Raw genomic sequence first — 20,031 nt, forward strand, 5'->3', positions numbered from 1 at the left:
CGGCTCCCCCGTGCCGATCGGGCCGGGCCCGCGGGCCGCGGCCGCGGCGGTGCTGCCGGGCGTGGACTCGGCGACCGGGTGGGTACGCCCGCCCGGCGGGGCGGCGGCCTCCCGGAGTGCCGCTCCGGCGACGGTCCCGCGGCCTGGACCGGCGCCCGACAGCGGGCGCTGGCGGCCCTGGCGGTTCCGGATGTCGAACGAGGTGTGGGGCACCCCGACGGTGGCCGGCGACCTGCTGTACGTCACCTCCTTCGAGGTGCACGCCCTGGACGTGGGCAGTGGCCGCCGCCAGTTCAAGACCCGCGACGTCGCCTGGTCGATGGCGGTCGCGGACGGCCGGATCCACGCCTCCGACGGCCCCTCCCTGTACACCCTGGACGCCACGGACGGCGTCGAGCGCTGGCGGCTGGCCACGGACGCCTGGGTGTACGCGCTGCGCGCCGAGCGCGGCACGGTGGTGACCGCCACGCGCGGCGGCGGCGTACAGGCCTGGGAGGCCTCCAGCGGGCAGAAGCTGTGGGAGCTGACCGGGGCGCAGACGGACTTCGAGACGGTGGAGGCCGCGCCGGTCCTGGCGGACGGCACCGTGTACGTGTGGCAGGACGCCCGGCTGAAGGCCCTCGACGCCCGCAGCGGCCGGGAGGCCTGGTCGTACCCGATCGGCGACGCCGCGTCCTGCGGCAACGTCCCGGTACGGATCACGCCCGCGCCGGACGGCAACGTCTACGTGGCGGCCGGCACCCGGGTGCTGTCCGTCGACCGCGCCTCGGGCCGGGTGCGCTGGCACTTCGAGGCGCCGGCGGTCTTCATGGCCCCGCCGGCCTTCGCGCCGGGTCCGGCGGTCACGGGCGGCGGCGTCTACCTGGCCGACTACCTGGGCACGGTGTACGCGCTCGACGCGGCCACGGGCACCGACCGGTGGCGGATCGCGACCGAGCCGCGCACCTCCGCCGAGCCGGTGATCGTCGCGAACGGCAGCGTCCACCTGGGCGCGGGCAGCGCCCTGTACACGCTGGACGCGGTCACGGGCACGCCGAAGTGGCGGTTCGCCGCGGGCGGCGAGATCACGGGCTCGCCGGCGGTGGCCGACGGGCGGGTGCACTTCGGCTCCGCCGACTCCTGCCTGTACACGCTGGACGCGGCGGGCGGCCAGCTGCGCTGGAAGCTGGCGACCGGCGGCGAGATCACCGGCTCCCCGGTGGCCGAGGCGGGCGTGGTCTACGCGTGCAGCAAGGACCGCTGCGTGTACGCCCTGGACGCGGCGAAGGGCACGGGCACCCGTACGTCGTCGTGACGGGCGTCCGTCCTCGTGACGGGTGTACGTCCTCGTGACGGCCGTCCGTCCTCTGACAGCCGTACACCCTCATGACGGCCGTCCGCCCGGCGGCGCGCGGCAGGGGCCTTCGCCCCTGCCGCTCCGGTGGGTGACAGGATGGGGGCCATGAGCAACGTCTACTTCGACATCACCATCAACGGCGCGGACGCCGGCCGCATCGTCTTCAACCTCTTCGACGACGTCGTCCCGAAGACGGCCCAGAACTTCCGCGAGCTCGCCACCGGCCAGCACGGCTTCGGCTACGCCGGCTCCCCGTTCCACCGGGTCATCCCGGAGTTCATGCTCCAGGGCGGCGACTTCACGCGGGGCAACGGCACCGGCGGCAAGAGCATCTGGGGCGGGGAGTTCGACGACGAGAACTTCAAGCTGAAGCACGACCGCCCGTTCCTGCTGTCGATGGCGAACGCCGGCCGCAACACCAACGGCTCGCAGTTCTTCATCACCACGGTCGCCACCCCGTGGCTGGACGGCAAGCACGTGGTCTTCGGCGAGGTCGTCGAGGGCGAGGAGCTGGTCAAGAAGATCGAGTCCCTGGGCTCCCGCTCGGGCGCGACCAAGGCCGAGATCAAGGTCTCGGCGTCGGGCGTCGTCGAGAAGTAGGCCGGGTTCTCCGGACACCCGCCCCTGACCCGCCCGGCCGAACTGCCGGGCAGGTCAGGGGGTCAGGTCAGGGGGGCCAGCTCAGGTCGGGCCGCACGAAGAAGTCCTCCGCGTCCCGCATGGGGGCGTTGCCGAGGCTGATCATCGCCTCGTACTTGTCGGCGCCCATGTAGTAGGCGCCGGTGTGGTGCCGGTAGAAGAACCGGCCTTGCGCGTCCATGTCGATCGGCGAGCCCTCCGAGGTGTCGATGCCGACCGGGAACAGCCCCACGCCCCCCAGACACCGGTCCAGCGCGGCCAGGTCCTCCGGGTCGTAGTGCGACACGCGGCACGGGGTGAAGAGCAGGTGGTCCCCGCGGCGGGCGCTGATGGTCAGGCGCAGCCCGGCGTGTTCGGCGAGGAACCGGAGCGCGGCCGGCGAGGGACTCATGGGGAAGCCGGCCTGCGCATAGTCCTCGGCCATCGCATCGACCAGCGCCGGCACCTGGTCGCTGACGTCACGGCCGGGGAACCAGCCGTGGTCCATGAACCAGGCGTCGACCTCGGCTGCGTTGCGCAGGAACGGCATGTCCACTCCTCAGACATAGAAGTCGTCCACATCGTCCTGATCGCCGCGCATCAGACTGGACAGCGCTTGGTGCTCGTCGATCCCGATGAAGTACGGGCCGGTGTGGTGCAGGTAGAAGAACCGGCCGAGGTCGTCCAGCAGGACGGTGCCCCATTCGCCGACCTCGTAGCCGACGGGGAAGAGCCGCCGACCCAGGTCCGCGGCGAGCTCCGCGATGTCCTCGGCGTCGCCCTCGTGCCCCACGGCGGGGTGGGCCAGGAAGACCCGGTCGGGCGCCATCGGCATCGGCAGGCGCAGCCCCACGTAGCGTGCGACGAATTCGGTGACCGCCGGCCACGGCTCCATCGGGAACCCCTGCCGCGCGGCGTCCGCCACCCGTACGGCGATCAGCTGCTCGGCCCTTTCGCGCTCGTCGCGCCCCGGGTACCAGCCGCCGGCCCGCAGCCAGGCCTCGACCTCGGCGCGGGGAGCAGGGGGTCTCATGGTCATTGGCGGGCCGCCCAGGCCGCGAAGGCCCGTTCGCAGGCGTCGAGGACCTCCGCCGTGCGGCCGACGGAGGCGCCCATACCGGCGGACAGGGCCAGCGTCGGCCGGCCGGCCGGGCCGCCGAGGGTGATCGTGCACTCCAGGGTGGTCAGCGGGCCGGACGTGCCGGGCGGGGCGGGCACGCCGAGGGCCAGTTCGCAGCCGCGCGGCGACAGGCCCGCGCCCGCGAGTTGGTCCGTCATGGCCTGGGTGAGGGGCTCCGCGCTCGCGTCGAGCCGGCCCGGGCGCAGGGCGAAGGTCTCGTCCAGGGCGAGGATCCCGACCCCGCGCAGGGTGGTGACCCGCAGCCGGAGCGCGCGGGCGCTGTAGACCCCGGTGTGGTGCAGGACGTACACGGCGACGAGCGCCGCGCGCACTGCGGCGGCGAGGTCGGCCGGCATCCCGGACAGCGGCCAGAGCCGTTCGCGCGAGCGCAGTCGTACGGGCATTGCGCCTTCGGCCAGCCCGACCAGCCCCTCGCGGGCGGTCTCGCCCAGCAGCCAGGCCCCGCCGACGCCCAGCGTGAACAGCCGGCCGTCCTCGTCGAGGGCCAGCGGTGCCTCGTTGTCCGTGCGGCCGAACGGGAACAGCCGGGTGCCGAGGGTGTCGCCGAGCCGGCTCAGCGGCGGGCCGGCGTATCGGGCCTCCTGGGGGTCCACGACGCAGCCGGTGGCGGCGACCACGCGGCCGCCGCCGGGGGCGGGCGCTATGCGCAGGCCGTGGAACTCGCGTATGGCCGCTTCCGCGGCGGGGAAGAGGGCCCAGTGTCCCACCGCTGCGGTCTTGAGGATGGCCAGCATGGCGGCGTCCCCGGCGTTCCGGCCGGGCCGCCAGCCCGCCTGTCGGAGCACGTCCGTGGGCTTGATGAGGAGGTCAGCTCTCATATGCCCGGCCGTCAGCTGTCGTGGATGACGGTGATCCCGAGCCGCTCGATCAGAGCCGTGCAGGAACGGCAGATCTGGGCCTCGGTGCCGTGCTCGGGGTCGCCTTCGGGGCGGATCTTGCGGGCGACGATGGCAGCGCCGGCGAAGTGGGGCAGGGCATCGTCCAGGGTCGTGGTCCGGCCGTCCGCGCGCTGCTGGTCGAGGGCGTAGAACTGGTCGGAGACCAGCGCGGACTCGGCGCAGTAGCCGAGGAACGGCTCGCGCTGGGCGGGCGGGAGGGCGTCGAAGAACCCTTGGACGGCAGGGTGCAGATGGGGTTCGCCGTCGCCGCTCAGGTTCGTCTGACTCGTGATCGTTCCCTGCACGAGAAGGGATGCTGCCGTCCCCGGGATTCCGTCAGACAAAGTAGTTGCTCGCTTCCTGCTGAGGGCCGCGCAGAAGGCAGCTGATGGCCTCGTGCGTGTTCATTCCGAGGAAATAGGGTCCGGTGTGGTGCATGAGGAAGAAACGCCCGGTCTCGTCGATGAGGATCATCGCCCCATCGAATTCCTCGTAGCCGACGGGGAACAGCCTCATGCCCAGATTGCCGGCGAGCTCGGCCACATCCTCACCGCTCTCCTCGTAGATCCAGTGCGGTGTGAAGCCCACGGCGTCCGGTGGGGTGCCCGGAATGACCAGGCGCAGGCCTCCGTATTCGCGTACGAAATCCAGGGCCGCCTGGAACGGCTCGACCGGGTGTCCTTCTGCGGCGAAACGGTCCGTCACGACCTTCAGGAGCTCTGGCAGCTCCGCACCGATGTCACGGCCCCGGGACCAGCCGGCTTCGGTCAGGGCGGCGTCGACCTGTTCCGGTGTCATTCTCGGCATTGCTTGCTCCCTTTCAGTGATGCGCGATGACGCCGGCCAGCGGCAGCATTCTCGCACAGGACCGGCACGGCGGCTTGTAGTCGCCGTGGAACAACTGGCCTTCCCCAGGCCTGAGGTTGCCGATCTGGACGGAATAGACGAGGGATCCCTTCATGGCCTTCTGGACGTCATCGGCGGTGACGATCTTCGTGCCGGTCGGATCCAGGTGGTGCAGCCGGTCGGAGATCAGAGATACTTCCGCGCATTTGCCATGGCCGTTTCCAGGGCTCAGGTTCGCCGCGACCATGTCCTGCTCCACCTTGTCCAGAATCTGTTTGAGAGCAGGGTGGGTGTTCATCTGGGAATTGCCGATGCTCGTGTTGCTCGAGTGCGTGGTCAGTACGCCGTCGTGCAGGAGGGTTCCGGCGCACGCGGTCTTCAGACGGTGCTTGCCCTCCGGGTACGGGTTGCTGACCGGCTGTTTCTGGGCGTTGTCGGCCAGCTGCTTGGCCTCACTGACCATCAGCTTCTTCTGCTCGTCCTCGCTGAGGTGCTTGACGTCCTGCGCGTCCCGGCGGTGGTTCTTCATGCCCTTGCTGGACTTGCCATGCCAATCCGGCTGGGGATTGAGGGGGTTGCCCTTCGGCCCGTTGCCGTTGTTTCCGTTGTTGTTGTTCCCCCCGCCCCCGCCGCCCGTCGGGGGCTTGGAGCCGCCGCCGCCTCCGCCGCCGTTACCGCCTCCGCCCTTGCCGCCCTGCTGGGCCTTCGCCTTGGCCTTGGCGATGCGGGCGGCGAGGTCGTCGTCGTTGTTCTTGTGGTCGGTGGAGATCTGCTTGACGGCCTTGGGCAGGGTTTTGCCCATGTGGTCGCCGACCTGCTTGGTGGCCTTCATCAGCGCGGCGACGGCCTTGTCGGCGACCGGGTCGATGGCCTGGGCTATGGAGTCGCGGCCGCGGGTGCGGCCGTGGGCGGTCTTGGCCTTGGTCAGCTTCGAGGTGGTCTTGCCGTGGATGTTGGTGCTGACGCCGGTGAGCTTGCCGTGGGCGCGGTCGTGCTCGTCGTGGTCGATGAAGAGGTCGGAGAGGCCGGAGCCGCCACCTGCGCCGCCGCTGCCGCCGCCCGCGGAGGCGAGGTTGAGGGACTCCTTGCCGGACTGGACCCCGTCCTTGAAGCCGTCCTTGCCCGCCTGCTTGGTCTGGTCGAGGTCCACACCGTCCTGCAGGCCGATCGCCATCGCCCCGAGCTGGACGACGAGGTCGGCGGCCATGCCCTCCAGGGCGGCCACGGCCGGCTCCGTCATGGCCGCGACGATATGGGCGACCGCCTCCTCCGCCGCCTCGGTCAGCAGCTTCAGCAGCGTCTTCTTGGTCAAGGCGATCGCACCGGCGCCCAGCAGCGCGGACAGGCCGCCCGTGACCGGGATCAAGGACAACGCCAGCCCGGTCTGGCCCGCCAGGACGCCGAGCTCGACGACGGCCTTGCCCTTCATGGCCTCGATCGCCCCGGCGGCCAGGTCCAGGGCCTTGGCGATCGTCCGCGCCGCGGACACGATGTCCTTGAGGTGCTTGCCCTTGACGGTTTTCCAGTGCTCATCGAGCGCCTTGATCGACTCGCCCTCGCCGGAGGACAGCAGCCGCTCGAAGTGGTTGTTGGCGAGCTGCCCGTCGTCCTCCAGATCGTCGGCGAACTCCCGCAGGGCGTCCGCCATCTCCCGGTAGGCGTCCTCGTCGACGTTGGGCCAGTTCACTCCGACCAGGTCCAACAGAGTGTCAGCCCAGTCCGGAACCGTGACTGCCATGCCCCCCACTCCCCCCGTGCGCAAACTCGTTCGCAGGATGCTTGTGCGAAGGACAGTCTGCCAAATGCGGGCCGTGCTGCTAGCGTGCGGGGCCACGAGGTCCGGGAATTCCGGGAGTCCGGGGAGGGGAGCACGCCATGCGCATGCGCCAGCTGAGGTTCACGGCCGTACTCGTCACGGTCGTCTGCGCACTGACCGGGTTCTCGACGAGCGGCGGCAGCGGCAAGCACAGCAGCGGGGGCGGCGGGTGCTCCAGCTCCAGCAGCTCCAGCGGATCCGGCGGCTCGGACCGGCGTAGCGACGCCGACAGCTACAACCCCTCCAGCGGGGGCAGCAGTTCCAGCGGCGGCAGCAGCTCGGGCGGGAGCTCGTACACGCCGGCCCCCTCGCCGTCCAGGAGCAAGCCGCCCCTGGAGACCAAGGTCATCAACTGTGTGAACGCCAAGGGCGAGGCGGCCGTCCTGCTCACCTCGAACGAGGACATCGCCACGCACACCGTGGAGATCCCGCTCTCCCTGCTGTCGGACTACGTGACCACCGTCGAGACGGTCACCGTCAAGGCCACCGTCCGGCCGGGCCACGCCATCACCGTGCCGGTGAAGATGACCGACCCGTCGCGGGTGGCCGAGATCAAGAACTGCCGGCTCGGCACCCTCAGGATCGTCGACTGAACAGTTCCGCCTGCTCCTCCGGCGGCAGGTTGCCCAGCCTGATCAGGTGCGGCGCCTGCGCCAACGCCTGGGCGAGGGCGGCCTGCTTGGCCGACCACAGGGCGCGGACCGTGCCCTCGACGGCCGTCGGCGGGTAGCCGGCCAGGGTCGTCGCGGCGCGTAGGGCCGCCGGCAGCAGGTCCTCGGGTGCGGCCAGTTCCGAGACCAGGCCGATGTCGTACGCACGCTGCGCGGACAGCCGCTCGGCCGTGCCCATCAGGGACATCCGGGCGACCTCGCCGAAGGGCATCCGCTGGGCCATGTACACGGCCTCGTAGGCGCTGACCATCCCGTACGTCGTGTGCGGGTCGAAGTACGTCGCCGAGGTCGAGGAGACGATGAACTCCGACTCCCCGAGCAGGTAGAAGGCGCCGCCGCACGCCATCCCGTTGACCGCCGCCACCACCGGCTTCCACAGGTCGCCTGCCTTCGGGCCGATCGCGACCAGCGGGTCGTCCAGGGAGTACGGCGAGGAGGGCTGCGGGACCTCGGCCGCACGGTCGATGCCGGTGCAGAACGCCGCCCCGCCGGCGCCGGTCAGCACCACCGCCCGCACGGATGCGTCGTAGCGGAACTCTCGCCAGACCGAGGTGAGTTCCGCCGCCATCGCCAGAGTGATCGCATTGTGTTTGGCGGGCCGGGACAGGGTGACCACGGCGACCCCGCTCGCCCCGTCCCGGTCGACGGTCACGCTCATGGCTTCTCCGGAAGCCAGCGCGGCACGCTCATCCCGCCGACCTCGGCGAACGCCACCTGCACCCGGGCGCCGATGCGCAGCCGGGCCGGGTCCACCGAGTTCAGCGGGGCGTCGGGGGCGCTGACCAGGTTCCCTGCGAGGCGGATGTGCGGGGCGTCGGCCAGCTCGACGAGCACGACGTTGTACGGGGCCTGCTCGGCGTACGCGGGCAGCAGCGGCGGGTGCGGCAGGACGTAGGACCAGATCCGGCCCCGGCCGCTCATCGGCCGCCACTCGGAGGCGAAGGACCGGCAGTGCGGGCAGCAGGGCCGGGGCGGGAAGCGCAGCCGGCCGCAGTCCCCGCAGGCCTGGACGCGCAGTTCGCCGCGGGCGGCGTACTCCCAGAAGGGGGCGCCGTCCTCGTCCGGGACGGGGAGCAGCAGCCCCTCGGCGGTGGTGGTGTTCGTCATCGTGGGCTCCTCATGGCGGGGCTGCTCGTGGCCGGGCTGCTCATGGCGGGGCTGCTCATGGCCGGGCCCCTCATGGCCGGGCTGCTCATGCGCGCAGCAGGATCGCGGACGTCGGGACTCCCTCGCCCGCCGTGACCAGGCAGGTCGCGGCGTCCGGCACCTGGGCGGTGCTGGCGCCGCGCAGTTGCTTCACGCCCTCGGTGATCAGGTTGAAGCCGTGGACGTAGGCCTCGGACAGTCCGCCGCCGCCGGTGTTCAGGGGCAGCCGGCCGCCGATCTCCAGGGCCCCGCCCTCGGTGAAGGCGGCGCCCTCGCCGCGTCCGCAGAAGCCGTAGCCCTCCAGGGAGAGCGGGACCAGCGGGGTGAAGGCGTCGTAGATCTGGGCCACGTCGACGTCTGCGGGGCCGAAGTCGGCCTGTTTCCACAGGTGCCGGGCGGCGGTCCAGGCGGGCCCGGACAGCGGGTCGTCGGTCCAGTAGTTGACCATGCCGTGGTGCTGGGCGGGCAGGCCCTGGGCGACGGAGTGGACGTACACGGGCTTGTGCCGGCAGTCGCGGGCGCGGGCGGCGGAGACGACGACGCAGGCGAGGGCGCCGTCGGTCTCCAGGCAGTTGTCGAAGAGGCAGAGCGGCTCGCTGATCCACCGGGCCGTCATGTACATCTCGCGGGTCAGCGGGCGCTCGTACATGATCGCGGCCGGGTTCTGGTTGGCGCGGTTGCGGCAGGCGAGGGCGACGTTGAAGAGGTGGTCGCGGGTGGCGCCGTACTCGTGCATGTAGCGGCGGGCCAGCATGCCGATCTCGTCCGCCGGGCGGAGCAGGCCGAAGGGGCGGGTCCACTGGCCGGGCGTGGGCAGCTGGGCGGTGGTGTTCCTCCACGGCCGCGGGCCCGAGCCGCGCTTGCGCGAGCGCCAGGCGACGCCGACGGAGGCCTGGCCGGTGGCGACGGCGGCCGCCAGATGGCCGACGGTGGCGCAGGAACCGCCGCCGCCGTAGCCGACCTTGGAGAAGAAGGTGACGTCGCCGGCGCCGATGGCCTTGGCGACCTCGACCTCGTCGGTCTCCTCCATCGTGTACGAGGCGAAGGCGTCGACCTCGGCGGGGGAGATGCCGGCGTCGTCGAGCGCGGCGAGGATCGCGCGGCAGGCCAGCTCCTTCTCGCCGGCGGGCAGGTGCTTGGCGAAGGCGGTCTGGCCGATGCCCACGATTGCCGTCGCGTCCTTGAGGGTTGCCGCCATCGCCGCCTCCGGGGTGCGTGCACCAGTGCTGACAGCCGCGAAGGCTACAGCTAATCTGACGGATAGTCAGCTAGTGGTGCTGGGTCCACGGGAGGGGCGGGCGATGGGCGAGGGGCGCGGCGGACACACCGGTCACGGCGGGCACACCGATCACGGCGGGCACATGCATCACGGCGGTCACGCGGACCACGGCAGCCACGCGGACCGCGGCCGCCACGCGGACCACGGCGGCCCCGCCGAGGACGGCAGCCACGGCGACCGGGCAGGCGACCGGACCGCCGACCGGACGGCCGACCCCGCCGAGGACGTCCGTGGTGATCTGCGCTGGGGCAGCATCCCCGGCCTGGTCCGCGCCGCGGCCGAGCGCCACGCCGACCGGGAGGCCGTCGTCGAGGGCCGGGTCCGGATCAGCTACGCCCAGCTCGGCGAGCGCGTCGAGCGCGCCGCGGCCGCCTGCATCGCCGCCGGGGTCGAGCCGGGCGACCGGGTCGCCGTCTGGGCCCCCAACACCCTGGACTGGATCGTCAGCGCGCTGGGCGCCGTCTCGGCCGGGGCCGTGCTCGTCCCGCTCAACACACGCTTCAAGGGCGCCGAGGCCGCCTACGTCCTGGAGCGCAGCCGGGCCCGGCTGCTCTTCGTCACCGGCACCTTCCTCGGCACCTCCTACGTCGCCTCCCTGCGCCGGGCCGCCGCCGAGGGCCCGGGCGAGGGGCCGCTGCCCGGGCTGCCGCACCTGGAGCAGGTCGTCGTCCTCGCCGAGGACGCGCCCGAGGCCTTCCGCACCTGGAAGGACTTCCTCGCCGGCGGAGACGCGGTGCCGGCCGCGGTGGTCCGGGCCCGCGCCGACTCCGTACGGCCGGACGCGCCGTCCGACATCGTCTTCACCTCCGGCACCACCGGACGCCCCAAGGGTGCGGTCATCACCCACGCGCAGACGCTGCGCTGCTACGACGTCTGGAGCGAGCTGGCCGGGCTGCGCGCGGGCGACCGCTACCTGATCGTGAACCCCTTCTTCCACACCTTCGGCTACAAGGCGGGCGTCATCGCCTGCCTGATGCGCGGCGCGACGATGGTCCCCCAGCCCGTCTTCGACGTGGACACGGTCCTGGCGAACATCGCGGCCGAGCGGATCTCCGTCCTGCCCGGCCCGCCCACCCTGCACCAGTCCCTGCTCGACCATCCCGCGCGCACCCAGTACGACCTCTCCCCGCTGCGGCTGGTCGTGACCGGCGCGGCCGTGGTTCCGCTGCGGCTGGTCGAGCGGCTGCGCGGGGAGCTGCGGATCTCGACCGTGCTGACGGCGTACGGCCTGTCGGAGGCCAGCGGCATCGTCACCATGTGCCGCCGGGGCGACCCGGCCGAGGTGGTCTCGGCCACCTCCGGGCGGGCCATCCCCGGCACCGAGGTCCAGGTCACCGGCCCCGCCGGGCAGGTGCTGGGCCCGGGCGAGGCGGGCGAGGTCCGGGTCCGCGGCCACCACGTGATGCTCGGCTACTACGAGGACCCCGAGGAGACCGCCCGCACCGTCACCCCGGACGGCTGGCTGCGCACCGGCGACGTGGGCGTCCTGGACGAGGCGGGCAACCTGCGGATCACCGACCGGATCAAGGACATGTACATCGTCGGCGGCTTCAACGCCTACCCGGCCGAGATCGAGCAGCTCCTCGGCCTGCACCCGGACGTCGCCGACGTCGCCGTGGTCGGCATCCCCGACCCGCGCCTGGGCGAGGTCGGCAAGGCGTACGCCGTACGCCGTCCCGGCTCGACGCTGACCGCGGACGACCTGATCGCCTGGTCCCGCCGCGAGATGGCGAACTACAAGGTGCCGCGGGCGGTGGAGTTCGTGGCCGAGCTTCCGCGCAACGCGAGCGGCAAGGTGCTGAAGCGGGAGCTGCGCTCGCGCGGCTGACCCTGCGGCCCTTACGGCTCCCCCCTGTGGCCCCTACGCCCCTACGCCCCTACGCCCCTACGCCCCTACGGCCCGGTCATCTCCATGTCCGGATCCATGTCCGGGTCCATGTCCGGCATCGGCTCCTGCGGGGTCTCCAGGCCCGGCAGGAGCCAGCTCTCCACGGGGGCGAAGGCGGCGAGCAGGGCGAGGACCAGGAAGGCGACACCCACCACGGTCGAGAACACCGGCCCCAGCCGCCACAGCTTCTCCACGAAGATCACCACACCTACGGCGGCCATCGCGGCGATGTTCATGACGCCCAGCGGGATCAGGACGATCATCAGCCCCCAGCAGCAGCCGATGCAGTACAGCCCGTGGTGCAGCCCGACCCGCAGGTCACGGGCCCACGGCCGGAAGCCGGCGTAGCGCACGAGCTGGCCCATGGGGCTGCGGCAGTGCCGCAGGCAGATGTCCTTGAGCGGACCGAGCTGCTGGAGCCCGGCCAGCAGGAAGGCCCCGGCGCCGATCCACCGCCCGAGGCCCGGCCGGTCCGCCACCAGGTCGCCGGTCCAGGCCAGGATCCCGTACGTGACCAGGCCGAACGCCGTCCAGGCCAGCAGATAGCCGGCGACGAACTGGACCAGCCGGGCCGCCCGGGTCGCCACTCCCGCCCGGCTGCGGCCGATGCTCCGGGCCCAGGTGATCCCCACGGGCGCCACCGAGGGGAACATCATGGCGATCATCATGACCAGCCACAGCAGCAGGAACAGCGGCAGCGACGCCCCCATGGTGCCCGGCCCGACCCCCATGCCCCGCGCCTGGTCGACCACCAGCACCCACGCGAGCAGCGCCACTGCCGCCATCAGGGACCAGGCGAGGGCGAGCTGCCGTGGCGGGAGCAGGTTCGCCGGCCGCAGCGGCGGCCGGAGGTCCTTCGGGCCGGGGCGTCGCACGCTTCCAGCACAGCACGGCGGCCCGGCGCCCGCGCGCCCGGACGCCAGCCCGGGCGCCTGTCCGGGCCGGATGGCGGGCCGTGCGGGTGAGGGAGAGACTTGAGGTGGAGAGGTGCGCGTACCTGGCCCCGAGGAGGCGGCGAGATGTCCGCGACCGAGACGCCCGCACCGGCGACGATCCCGAAGTGGCATGTGGAGGGGGACTGGTTCGACACGTGCAGGTGCGACGTTCCGTGCCCCTGCACCTTCGCGCAGTCGCCGACGTACGGCGAATGTGACGGCGTCCTGGCCTGGCACGTACGTGAGGGCCACTACGGCGCGGTTCCGCTGGCCGGGCTCAACGTGCTGATGCTCGGTTCCTTCGTCGGCAACGTCTGGGCCGAGCACTCCGACTCGTACGCGGCGCTCTTCTTCGACGAGCGGGCCGACGAGGCGCAGCGCGAGGCGCTGCAGATGATCTTCGGGGGGCAGGCGGGCAGCTGGCCCGCCGAGCTGGTGAGCATGGCCGCCTTCGAGGTGCGGGGCATCGACACCGCGCCGATCGAGTTCGAGGTCGCCGAGGACCTCGGCACCTGGCGGGTCTCGATCCCGGGCAAGGTCGACGCGGCCGGCGAGGCGCTGACCGGGCCGACCACGCCGGAGGGCGCGCGGGTGCAGTCGACGAACATGCCGGGCTCGGAGACCGGCCCCGGCCAGGTCGTGACCTGGGGCCGCGCGACGGCGAACCAGGTCGAGGCCTTCGGCTTCGAGTGGAGCCGCGCGGGCCAGTCCAGCAAGCACATCACGTTCGACTGGTCAGGCCCCGACGAGACCTGACCGGGCCGTACGACGTACGTCTACCAGGCCTGCTACGCCTTGCGGACCACGCTGGACTTCAGCTGCATGGCACCGAAGCCGTCGATCTTGCAGTCGATGTCGTGGCCGTCCACGCCGTCCACCAGGCGGATGTTGCGCACCTTCGTGCCCGCCTTGATGCCGCTGGGGCTGCCCTTGACCTTGAGGGCCTTGACCACGGTCACCGTGTCGCCGTCCTGGAGCACGTTGCCCACAGAGTCCTTGATCACGCGCTCGCCCGAGCCGGCCTCGCCCTCGGCGGCCGGGGCGGCCGAGGCCGACCACTCGTGCCCGCACTCGGGGCAGACGAGCAGCGCGCCCATCTCGTACGTGTACGTGCCGGAGCACTCGGGGCAGGGGGGAAGGGTGTCACTCATGTGACCAGTGTATTTCAGGCCGTGCACGGGGCCCGGCGGGCCAGGAGCAGGCGCCAGTGCGGGGCGCCGTCCGGGCGGCGGCCGAAGGGCTCCAGGGGCTGGGTCTCCACGGCGAACCCGGCGGCCTCCAGGTCCGCGCGTACGCCGCCCAGCGGGAAGGTGCGGTAGTACATGACGAACGGCGGCCGCCACAGCGCGTTGCGCACCCGCATCACCGCGTCGAAGCCGACCGTGGCCCACCAGGCGGGGGAGGAGGGCCGCAGCGGGGCGCCGACGGGGAAGGCGAAGATCCCGCCGGGGCGCAGGGCGGCGTGGACGCCGGCGAAGAGCGCGGGGCGCTCGGCCGGGAGGAAGTGGCCGAAGGCACCGAAGCTGACCGCCAGGTCGTACGAGCCCGCCAGCCGCCGGGGCAGCGCCCGCGCGTCGGCCCGCACGAAGTCCACGTCGGGCTCGTCGCGGTACGGGCCCCCGCCGGAGCCGCTGCCCGTGCCGGGGGCGCCGCCGGGCCCGGCCTCGCCCTGGGCGCCGTACGCCTGGGCGCCGTACGCCCGGGTGCCGTACGTCCGCTCCGCCCGCGCCAGCATGCCCGCGCTGAAGTCCACCCCGGTCACCCGCTCCCGGCACAGCCGCCGCAGCAGCGGGATCGCGGCGCCCGTGCCGCAGCAGAGGTCCAGCCCGGCGCGCACCGGGCCGTCGAGGGTCTGGGCCAAGGCCTCCTCGACCGCGTCCAGCATCCGGTCCGGCGTCCGGAACGGGGTGTGGTCGAAGGTGGGCGCCAGCAGGTCGTAGCCGCGCTCGGTCGAGGACAGGGCCTGCACGGCGAGCTCGCGGACGGTCGGTCCCTCAGCGGTGAACACGCCGCCAGCGTAGTGCGCGGTACGGCCGCGGGGCCGCTGGTGCGGTCGGTGCGCCCCCGGGGCTGCTGGTGCGGCCGGGGCCCACCGGTGCGGCCGCTGATTATTGGGGCAGACATGACAAAACGACGGTCGCGATGGCTCCCCCTCCGGGCCACCGCGACCGTCTTCCCCCGTTGCCCCCGCGGGCTCCCCCGAACCCCCGTGGCTCCCCCGTGGTACTCCCCCGTACTTTCCCCGTCGCCTCGAGTCCCCGCGTTCCCCCGTGAGGTCCTCCGAGGCCTTCCCCCCTGTTTCCCCCGTGCCGCCCGTGACGTCCGTTTCCCCCGTGACGTCCGTGGCGCTGTGCCGTGGCCCGTTCCCGCTCCCCCGTGGGCCCCGGCCGGTGTCCGTCCCTTACGGGCGCGGACCGGTGGCGTGGTTGTCGAGCGTCTCGATCTCCTCGCCCGGCGCGACCGGCGGCTTGGCCGGGGCGGTGGGCGCGGTCGGAGCGGCGTCCGGCGCGAGCAGCGGCTCACTCGTCGCGTGGTTGTCCATGGGCGTGATCTCGATGCCCGTGGCGTGGTTGTCGAACGGCTTGATGTCGCCGTCGTTCGGGATCTTCGCAGCGCTGTCGCTCGTCGTCATCGTCACTCCTGAGGATCTGCGGGCCCGTTCGGCGATTCCCCCGCGGACCGCCGAACGGGTCGATGGATTCCATGGTGGCGCGAGGCGATAAACGAACGATGAACGCCTCGTTCAGCATGCGATCCACATGCGATCCACGCAGGTCAGGGCGTCGACCGAGAGGATAGGTCAAGCCGGGATCTCGGACGCCAGCAGGGCCCTGGCCTCGGCGAGTTCGTGCGATCCCAGCTGGGCGAAGACCGCCTCGGCGTCCCGCCAGCAGGCGCGCGCGCGGTCGGTCTCGCCCAGTCGGTGCAGGGCCCGGCCCAATACCATCACCACGCACGCCCGCCGCCATTCCCCGCCCATCACCCGCAGCGCTATGGCCTGTTCGGCGTGCGAGGCGGCCAGCGCGGCCCGGCCGGCCGCGAGCTGCGCCTCGGCCAGCCGGTAGTGGGTGATGCCCTCCCACAGGGGCTGGCGGTTGTCGTGGAACAGCGACAGCGCCTCCGTCAGCTGCGCCTGGGCGTCCGCCGGCCGGCCCGCCTGGGTGAGCACGATGCCCAGCGCGTAACGGCCGTTGGCCGAGCGCAGGGACAGGCCCATCCGGTCGTAGATGGCGATGCCCTGCTCCGCCAGCTCTATGGCGCTGGCCAGCCGGCCCAGCTCCGCCTCGATCCGGGAGAGGTTGCACAGCGCGCTGGCCTCGCCCACGTTGTTGCCGTCGGCGCGGAAGCCGTCGATCGCCTCGCGCAGGTGCCGCTCGCCGTCGGCGTAGCGGCCCTCGTACAGGGCGATGATCCCGCGGTCGTTGGGCGCCCAGCAGCTCGGCAGCGGGTCCCCGGCCGTCCGCGCCAGTACGGTGGCCCGGCGGGCCTCGTCGTCGGCCTCGGTGAACCGGCCCGCCACCAGGTGCACGTTGGTGAGCGTGGTCCGGGCGCGGCTCTCGGCGTGCGGGTCGCCCGAGGCGTGCGCCGCGTCGCGCAGCGCGAGGGCGGCGGACTCGTACTGCCGGGAGTTGGCGCCGGACTCCAGCAGGTCCTTGGCCGCCCACAGCAGGTCCACGGCCCGGCGCAGTACGTCGACGGCGGCGTCGGTACGGGCGGCCGCCTGCCGTACGCACGCCAGCAGCGGCTCCGCCTCGGCGTACAGCCAGTCCAGGGCGGCGTGCCGGTCGGCGAAGGACAGGCCCGGGTAGGCGGTGGGCGCCAGGTGGGCGGGCAGCCGGTCCCCGGGCCGCTCCAGCGCGTACACCCGGGCCGCCGTGGCGAGGTAGAAGTCCAGCAGCCGGGACAGCGCCTCGTCACGCTCGCTCGGCGGCTGCTCGTCGCGTTCGGCGCAGGCACGCGCGTAGAGCCGTACGAGGTCGTGGAAGCGGTAGCGGCCGGGCGCGGCCGACTCCAGCAGGGAGCAGTCCACCAGGGCCTCCAGGAGGTCCTCGGTGTCGTGCTCGGGCAGGTCCAGTACGGCGGCGGCCGCGGCCAGCGAGATGTCGGGGCCGTCGGCGAGGCCGAGGAGGCGGAACGCGCGCTGCTGGCCGGGCTCCAGCTGGCCGTAGCCGAGTTCGAAGGTGGCCTTCACGGCGAGGTCCCCGGCCTGGAGCTCGTCCAGCCGGCGCCGCTCGTCGGCGAGCTTGGCGGCCAGCACCGAGACCGTCCAGGTGCGGCGGGCGGCGAGCCGGGACGCGGCGATGCGGATGGCGAGCGGCAGGAAGCCGCAGGCGCCGACGACGTCCAGGGAGGCCTGGCGTTCGGCGGTGACCCGCTCCTCGCCGACGATCCGGGTGAAGAGCTGGAGCGCCTCCTCGGGGCTCATCACGTCCAGGTCGACCAGGTGTGCCCCGGCCAGCCCGGCCATCCGGACCCGGCTGGTGACCAGGGCGGCGCAGCCGGCCGTGCCGGGCAGCAGCGGGCGGACCTGGGCGGCGTCGCGGGCGTTGTCGAGCAGGACCAGGACGCGGCGGCCGTCGAGGGTGGAACGGTAGAGCGCGGCGCGGTCGGCGGGGGAGTCGGGGATGGCGGTGTCCGGATGGCCCAGCGCCCGCAGGAAGGAGCCGAGGACGGCCTCGGGCTCGGCCGGGCGGGCCTCGGTGCCGCGCAGGTCGACGTAGAGCTGGCCGTCGGGGAAGTGCGGGCGGGCGGCGTGCGCGACGTGCACGGCCAGGGTGGTCTTGCCGACGCCGCCGATGCCGGCGAGCGCGGAGACGGCCATGACCTGGCCCTCCGCGCTGGCGAGCACCTCGCCGAGCTCGGTGACGAAGGTGGCCCGCCCGGTGAAGTCGGGCACGGTGGCCGGCAGCTGGGCGGGGCGCACGGGCAGGGTGGCCGCGGCGGCGGACTGTTCGGCGGCGACGGCCAGTTCGGCGTCTGCGCGCAGGATCCGCTGCTGGAGGGCGGAGAGCTCGGGGCGCGGGTCGACGCCGAGCTCGTCGGCGAGCAGCCGCCGGGTGTCGGCGTAGACGGCGAGGGCCTCGGCCTGCCGGCCGCTGCGGTACAGGGCCACCATGAGCAGTTCGCGCAGCCGCTCGCGCAGCGGGTGGTCGGTGGTCAGGGCGGTCAGCTCGGAGACGGCGTCGGCGTGGTGGCCCACTTCGAGGTCGAGGTCGAGCCGGGTCTCCAGCAGTTGCAGCCGCCACTCGGCCAGCCGGGTGCGCTCGGTCTCGGCGTACGGGCCGGGTACGCCGGCCAGCGGCTCGCCCTCCCACAGGCCGAGGGTGCGCGCGAGGAGGGTGCGGGCCAGCGAGCGGTCCCCGGCGGCGCGCGCCTTGTCGGCGTCGGCAGCGAGGGCGCGGGCGACCCCGAGGTCGAGGGCGGCGGGGGCTGTGCGGATGGCGTAGCCGCCGGACTCGCTGACCAGCTGTCCGGGGTCGAGGATCTTGCGCAGCCGGGAGGCGTACGTACGGATGGTCGCCAGGGCCTGCGGGGGCGGGTCCTCGCCCCAGATGGCGTCGATGAGCTCGGGGGCGGTGGCGGTGCGGCCGTCGCGCAGCAGCAGGGCGGCGAGCAGGGCGCGCTGCTGGGGGCTGCCGGAGGCGAGGGGTTCGCTGCCGCGCCAGGCGCGGATGGGCCCGAGCACGGCGAACCGCGCGGAACGGCCGTCGGCCCGGACGTCACCGGCCTGGACGTCACTGGTCCGGACGCCGCTGGTCCGGGCGTCACCGGCGCGGACGTCACCGGTCCGGACGTCACCCGCCTGCCCCTCGCGGACCGGGGCTCCGGGCGTGGCAGGTCCGGGCGTGGCAGGTCCGGCCGGGTCCGCGGCTCCGGGTGCCCCGCCGGGTGCCCGTCGGCTCCCGCCGGTTCGGTGGTTCGGCGCCTCGGGGTGGTTCCGCTGGTGCGGGATGGCCGGTACGCCGTCCATCTGTCGTCCCCCCTGCCTTCGGTCGGTGTAGTGGCCAGTCTGCCCTGTCTTGCGCACAGACGTCAGCCCGCGGCCGGTTCCGCACGCACCAACTACGCACCAACTAACTGACGGATCGTCAGATCAACGCTACCGTGGACGGCATGGAGAGCTTCCCGAAGATCATCTCGGTGGACGACCACACGGTTGAGCCCCCCCATGTCTGGCGGGACCGGCTCCCGTCCAGGTACCGCGACTCCGGCCCGCGCGTCGTGCGCGCCCCCTTGAAGGAAATGACCTTCCTCGGCGGCAAGTTCGCCCCGGTCATGGGCGCGAAGGGCGACGACGGCCCGATCGGCGACTGGTGGGTCTACGAGGACCTGCACCGGCCGCTGACCCGGCTGGACACCGCCGTCGGCTACGACCGCGACGAGATACGCCTGGAGGTCATCACGTACGAGCAGATGCGCCCCGGCTCCTTCTCCGTCCCCGACCGCCTCGCCGACATGGACGTCAACCACGTCCAGTCCGCCCTCTGCTTCCCCACCTTCCCGCGCTTCTGCGGCCAGACCTTCACCGAGGCCGAGGACCGCGAGCTCGGACTGCTGGGCGTCCGCGCGTACAACGACTGGATGGTGGAGGAGTGGTGCGGGCCGGACGCCGGGGGCCGGCTGATCCCGCTGACCCTGATCCCGCTGTGGGACGCTCGGCTCGCGGCGGCCGAGGTGCGCCGCAACGCGGCGCGCGGCGTCCGCGCGGTCGCCTTCTCGGAGATCCCGCCGCACCTGGGCCTGCCGTCGATCCACACGGACGACTGGGACCCCTTCCTCCAGGCGTGCGACGAGACCGGCACGGTCATCGCCATGCACATCGGCTCGTCGTCGCGCATGCCCTCCACGTCGGCGGACGCCCCGCCGGCCGTCGGCTCCACCATCACCTTCGCCAACTGCTGCTTCTCCATGGTCGACTGGCTGATGAGCGGCAAGTTCGAACGCTTCCCCAACCTGCGGATCATGTACGCGGAGGGCCAGATCGGCTGGATCCCCTACATCCTGGAGCGCGCCGACGTGGTCTGGGAGGAGAACCGGGCCTGGGGCGGCGTCGCCGACAAGGTCACCCGCCCGCCGTCCGAACTCTTCGCCGACCACGTCTTCGGCTGCTTCTTCGACGACGCGTTCGGCCTGCGCAACCTGGACGCGATCGGTGTCGGCAACGTCCTGTACGAGACGGACTACCCGCACTCGGACTCCACCTGGCCCAAGTCCCGCGAGGTCGGGCAGGCCCAGATGGGCCACCTGCCCCCGGACGTGGTCGAACGCATCGTCCGCGGCAACGCGATCGACCTCCTGGACCTGACCCCGGAGGGCCTCTGGCGCGGCCCGGCGGGCTGAACGGGCCGCCGGGCGGGTCGGCCCCGGCGGGAGCGGCTTCGGCCGGAGACGGGGCGGTCGGTCCCGACGGGCGCGTTCCTGGCTGGCCGGAACCGGCCCCGGCGCCGACCAGGCGGCTACGCCCCCGGCACCGGCC

General features: G+C 73.0%; 19 protein-coding genes and 1 pseudogene. 6 read left to right on the plus strand and 14 right to left on the minus strand.

The genetic code is table 11. From position 1 onward, the window contains the following. Together GPJ59_RS18900 and GPJ59_RS18905 are read left to right on the plus strand one after the other, a co-directional pair. A partial coding sequence (locus GPJ59_RS18900) for a PQQ-binding-like beta-propeller repeat protein (RefSeq protein WP_219668377.1) occupies nucleotides 1-1,294 on the plus strand: 1,294 nt, incomplete at its 5' end. Nucleotides 1,295-1,441: 147 nt separating this feature from the next. Then, on the plus strand, nucleotides 1,442-1,936 hold the full coding sequence (locus GPJ59_RS18905) for a peptidylprolyl isomerase (protein ID WP_219668378.1): 495 nt from the start codon (nucleotides 1,442-1,444) through the stop codon (nucleotides 1,934-1,936). Nucleotides 1,937-2,003: 67 nt separating this feature from the next. Here the strand turns inward: GPJ59_RS18905 and GPJ59_RS18910 are convergent, their stop codons facing one another. From GPJ59_RS18910 to GPJ59_RS38575, 6 genes and pseudogenes are all read right to left on the minus strand, one after another. After that, nucleotides 2,004-2,504 carry an SUKH-3 domain-containing protein gene (locus GPJ59_RS18910; RefSeq protein WP_219668379.1) on the minus strand — a complete coding sequence of 167 codons (501 nt, stop codon included), beginning with the start codon at nucleotides 2,502-2,504 and terminating at the stop codon, nucleotides 2,004-2,006. 9 nt (nucleotides 2,505-2,513) lie between these two features. Then, a complete protein-coding gene (locus GPJ59_RS18915) occupies nucleotides 2,514-2,993 on the minus strand; it encodes an SUKH-3 domain-containing protein (RefSeq protein ID WP_219668380.1) in 480 nt (159 codons plus the stop codon). Beyond that, on the minus strand, nucleotides 2,990-3,913 hold the full coding sequence (locus GPJ59_RS18920; RefSeq protein WP_219668381.1) for an SUKH-3 domain-containing protein: 924 nt from the start codon (nucleotides 3,911-3,913) through the stop codon (nucleotides 2,990-2,992). Before GPJ59_RS18920 ends, GPJ59_RS18915 begins: the two co-directional genes overlap by 4 nt. An 11-nt stretch (nucleotides 3,914-3,924) precedes the next feature. Next, nucleotides 3,925-4,317, minus strand: coding sequence for a YwqJ-related putative deaminase (locus GPJ59_RS18925; RefSeq protein ID WP_219668382.1), 393 nt, complete (start codon nucleotides 4,315-4,317; stop codon nucleotides 3,925-3,927). Continuing rightward, complete coding sequence (locus GPJ59_RS18930) at nucleotides 4,310-4,771, minus strand: SUKH-3 domain-containing protein (protein WP_219668383.1); 462 nt, start codon at nucleotides 4,769-4,771, stop codon at nucleotides 4,310-4,312. Before GPJ59_RS18930 ends, GPJ59_RS18925 begins: the two co-directional genes overlap by 8 nt. A 61-nt stretch (nucleotides 4,772-4,832) precedes the next feature. Further along, nucleotides 4,833-6,557: pseudogene (locus tag GPJ59_RS38575) on the minus strand (YwqJ-related putative deaminase); the annotation flags it as partial. A 137-nt stretch (nucleotides 6,558-6,694) separates the two neighbouring features. Here GPJ59_RS38575 and GPJ59_RS18940 point away from each other — a divergent pair. Next, entirely contained in the window at nucleotides 6,695-7,228 is a 534-nt protein-coding gene (locus GPJ59_RS18940; protein ID WP_219668385.1) for a hypothetical protein, read from the plus strand. Here GPJ59_RS18940 and GPJ59_RS18945 read toward each other — a convergent pair. The 3 genes from GPJ59_RS18945 to GPJ59_RS18955 all read right to left on the minus strand — a co-directional run bounded on the left by GPJ59_RS18945 (nucleotide 7,212) and on the right by GPJ59_RS18955 (nucleotide 9,650). Further along, nucleotides 7,212-7,964, minus strand: coding sequence for an enoyl-CoA hydratase/isomerase family protein (locus GPJ59_RS18945; RefSeq protein ID WP_219668386.1), 753 nt, complete (start codon nucleotides 7,962-7,964; stop codon nucleotides 7,212-7,214). The genes GPJ59_RS18940 and GPJ59_RS18945 overlap by 17 nt on opposite strands. Next, nucleotides 7,961-8,413, minus strand: a complete 453-nt coding sequence (locus tag GPJ59_RS18950; RefSeq protein ID WP_219668387.1) for a Zn-ribbon domain-containing OB-fold protein — start codon at nucleotides 8,411-8,413, stop codon at nucleotides 7,961-7,963. Before GPJ59_RS18950 ends, GPJ59_RS18945 begins: the two co-directional genes overlap by 4 nt. Nucleotides 8,414-8,498: 85 nt before the next feature. Continuing rightward, nucleotides 8,499-9,650, minus strand: a complete 1,152-nt coding sequence (locus GPJ59_RS18955; RefSeq protein WP_219668388.1) for a lipid-transfer protein — start codon at nucleotides 9,648-9,650, stop codon at nucleotides 8,499-8,501. A 163-nt stretch (nucleotides 9,651-9,813) separates the two neighbouring features. On the opposite strand from GPJ59_RS18955, the gene GPJ59_RS18960 reads away from it, so the two are divergent. Next, nucleotides 9,814-11,559, plus strand: a complete 1,746-nt coding sequence (locus tag GPJ59_RS18960) for a FadD3 family acyl-CoA ligase (RefSeq protein ID WP_219668389.1) — start codon at nucleotides 9,814-9,816, stop codon at nucleotides 11,557-11,559. Nucleotides 11,560-11,624: 65 nt separating this feature from the next. On the opposite strand, the gene GPJ59_RS18965 is transcribed toward GPJ59_RS18960, so the two are convergent. Then, nucleotides 11,625-12,494: a DUF2182 domain-containing protein gene (locus tag GPJ59_RS18965; RefSeq protein ID WP_374200866.1), complete on the minus strand. Its 870-nt coding sequence runs from the start codon at nucleotides 12,492-12,494 to the stop codon at nucleotides 11,625-11,627. 144 nt (nucleotides 12,495-12,638) lie between these two features. On the opposite strand from GPJ59_RS18965, the gene GPJ59_RS18970 reads away from it, so the two are divergent. Further along, nucleotides 12,639-13,310 (plus strand): DUF1326 domain-containing protein, encoded by a 672-nt coding sequence (locus GPJ59_RS18970; protein ID WP_219668391.1) that lies wholly within the window; start codon nucleotides 12,639-12,641, stop codon nucleotides 13,308-13,310. Nucleotides 13,311-13,342: 32 nt separating this feature from the next. On the opposite strand, the gene GPJ59_RS18975 is transcribed toward GPJ59_RS18970, so the two are convergent. From GPJ59_RS18975 to GPJ59_RS18990, 4 genes are all read right to left on the minus strand, one after another. Next, nucleotides 13,343-13,705 carry a zinc ribbon domain-containing protein YjdM gene (locus GPJ59_RS18975; protein ID WP_219668392.1) on the minus strand — a complete coding sequence of 121 codons (363 nt, stop codon included), beginning with the start codon at nucleotides 13,703-13,705 and terminating at the stop codon, nucleotides 13,343-13,345. Nucleotides 13,706-13,719: 14 nt separating this feature from the next. Continuing rightward, nucleotides 13,720-14,562 carry a class I SAM-dependent methyltransferase gene (locus GPJ59_RS18980; protein ID WP_219668393.1) on the minus strand — a complete coding sequence of 281 codons (843 nt, stop codon included), beginning with the start codon at nucleotides 14,560-14,562 and terminating at the stop codon, nucleotides 13,720-13,722. Between the two features lie 393 nt (nucleotides 14,563-14,955). Continuing rightward, on the minus strand, nucleotides 14,956-15,186 hold the full coding sequence (locus GPJ59_RS18985) for a hypothetical protein (protein ID WP_219668394.1): 231 nt from the start codon (nucleotides 15,184-15,186) through the stop codon (nucleotides 14,956-14,958). A 168-nt stretch (nucleotides 15,187-15,354) separates the two neighbouring features. Beyond that, nucleotides 15,355-18,525: an AfsR/SARP family transcriptional regulator gene (locus GPJ59_RS18990; protein ID WP_258024606.1), complete on the minus strand. Its 3,171-nt coding sequence runs from the start codon at nucleotides 18,523-18,525 to the stop codon at nucleotides 15,355-15,357. A 143-nt stretch (nucleotides 18,526-18,668) separates the two neighbouring features. On the opposite strand from GPJ59_RS18990, the gene GPJ59_RS18995 reads away from it, so the two are divergent. Next, nucleotides 18,669-19,895 carry an amidohydrolase family protein gene (locus GPJ59_RS18995; RefSeq protein ID WP_219668395.1) on the plus strand — a complete coding sequence of 409 codons (1,227 nt, stop codon included), beginning with the start codon at nucleotides 18,669-18,671 and terminating at the stop codon, nucleotides 19,893-19,895. The last annotated feature ends 136 nt before the right edge of the window (nucleotides 19,896-20,031 follow it).

Source organism: Streptomyces bambusae (assembly GCF_019400985.1).
In the GTDB taxonomy this organism is placed as follows: domain Bacteria; phylum Actinomycetota; class Actinomycetes; order Streptomycetales; family Streptomycetaceae; genus Streptomyces; species Streptomyces bambusae_A.

Bases quoted from the DNA above. Each gene is read 5' to 3' on its own strand.
- GPJ59_RS18905 (WP_219668378.1), top strand. From the start codon at position 1,442: ATGAGCAACGTCTACTTCGACATCACCATCAACGGCGCGGACGCCGGC.
- GPJ59_RS18910 (WP_219668379.1), bottom strand. From the start codon at position 2,504: ATGCCGTTCCTGCGCAACGCAGCCGAGGTCGACGCCTGGTTCATGGAC.
- GPJ59_RS18915 (WP_219668380.1), bottom strand. From the start codon at position 2,993: ATGACCATGAGACCCCCTGCTCCCCGCGCCGAGGTCGAGGCCTGGCTG.
- GPJ59_RS18920 (WP_219668381.1), bottom strand. From the start codon at position 3,913: ATGAGAGCTGACCTCCTCATCAAGCCCACGGACGTGCTCCGACAGGCG.
- GPJ59_RS18930 (WP_219668383.1), bottom strand. From the start codon at position 4,771: ATGACACCGGAACAGGTCGACGCCGCCCTGACCGAAGCCGGCTGGTCC.
- GPJ59_RS18940 (WP_219668385.1), top strand. From the start codon at position 6,695: ATGCGCATGCGCCAGCTGAGGTTCACGGCCGTACTCGTCACGGTCGTC.
- GPJ59_RS18945 (WP_219668386.1), bottom strand. From the start codon at position 7,964: ATGAGCGTGACCGTCGACCGGGACGGGGCGAGCGGGGTCGCCGTGGTC.
- GPJ59_RS18950 (WP_219668387.1), bottom strand. From the start codon at position 8,413: ATGACGAACACCACCACCGCCGAGGGGCTGCTGCTCCCCGTCCCGGAC.
- GPJ59_RS18955 (WP_219668388.1), bottom strand. From the start codon at position 9,650: ATGGCGGCAACCCTCAAGGACGCGACGGCAATCGTGGGCATCGGCCAG.
- GPJ59_RS18960 (WP_219668389.1), top strand. From the start codon at position 9,814: ATGCATCACGGCGGTCACGCGGACCACGGCAGCCACGCGGACCGCGGC.
- GPJ59_RS18970 (WP_219668391.1), top strand. From the start codon at position 12,639: ATGTCCGCGACCGAGACGCCCGCACCGGCGACGATCCCGAAGTGGCAT.
- GPJ59_RS18975 (WP_219668392.1), bottom strand. From the start codon at position 13,705: ATGAGTGACACCCTTCCCCCCTGCCCCGAGTGCTCCGGCACGTACACG.
- GPJ59_RS18985 (WP_219668394.1), bottom strand. From the start codon at position 15,186: ATGACGACGAGCGACAGCGCTGCGAAGATCCCGAACGACGGCGACATC.
- GPJ59_RS18990 (WP_258024606.1), bottom strand. From the start codon at position 18,525: ATGGACGGCGTACCGGCCATCCCGCACCAGCGGAACCACCCCGAGGCG.
- GPJ59_RS18995 (WP_219668395.1), top strand. From the start codon at position 18,669: ATGGAGAGCTTCCCGAAGATCATCTCGGTGGACGACCACACGGTTGAG.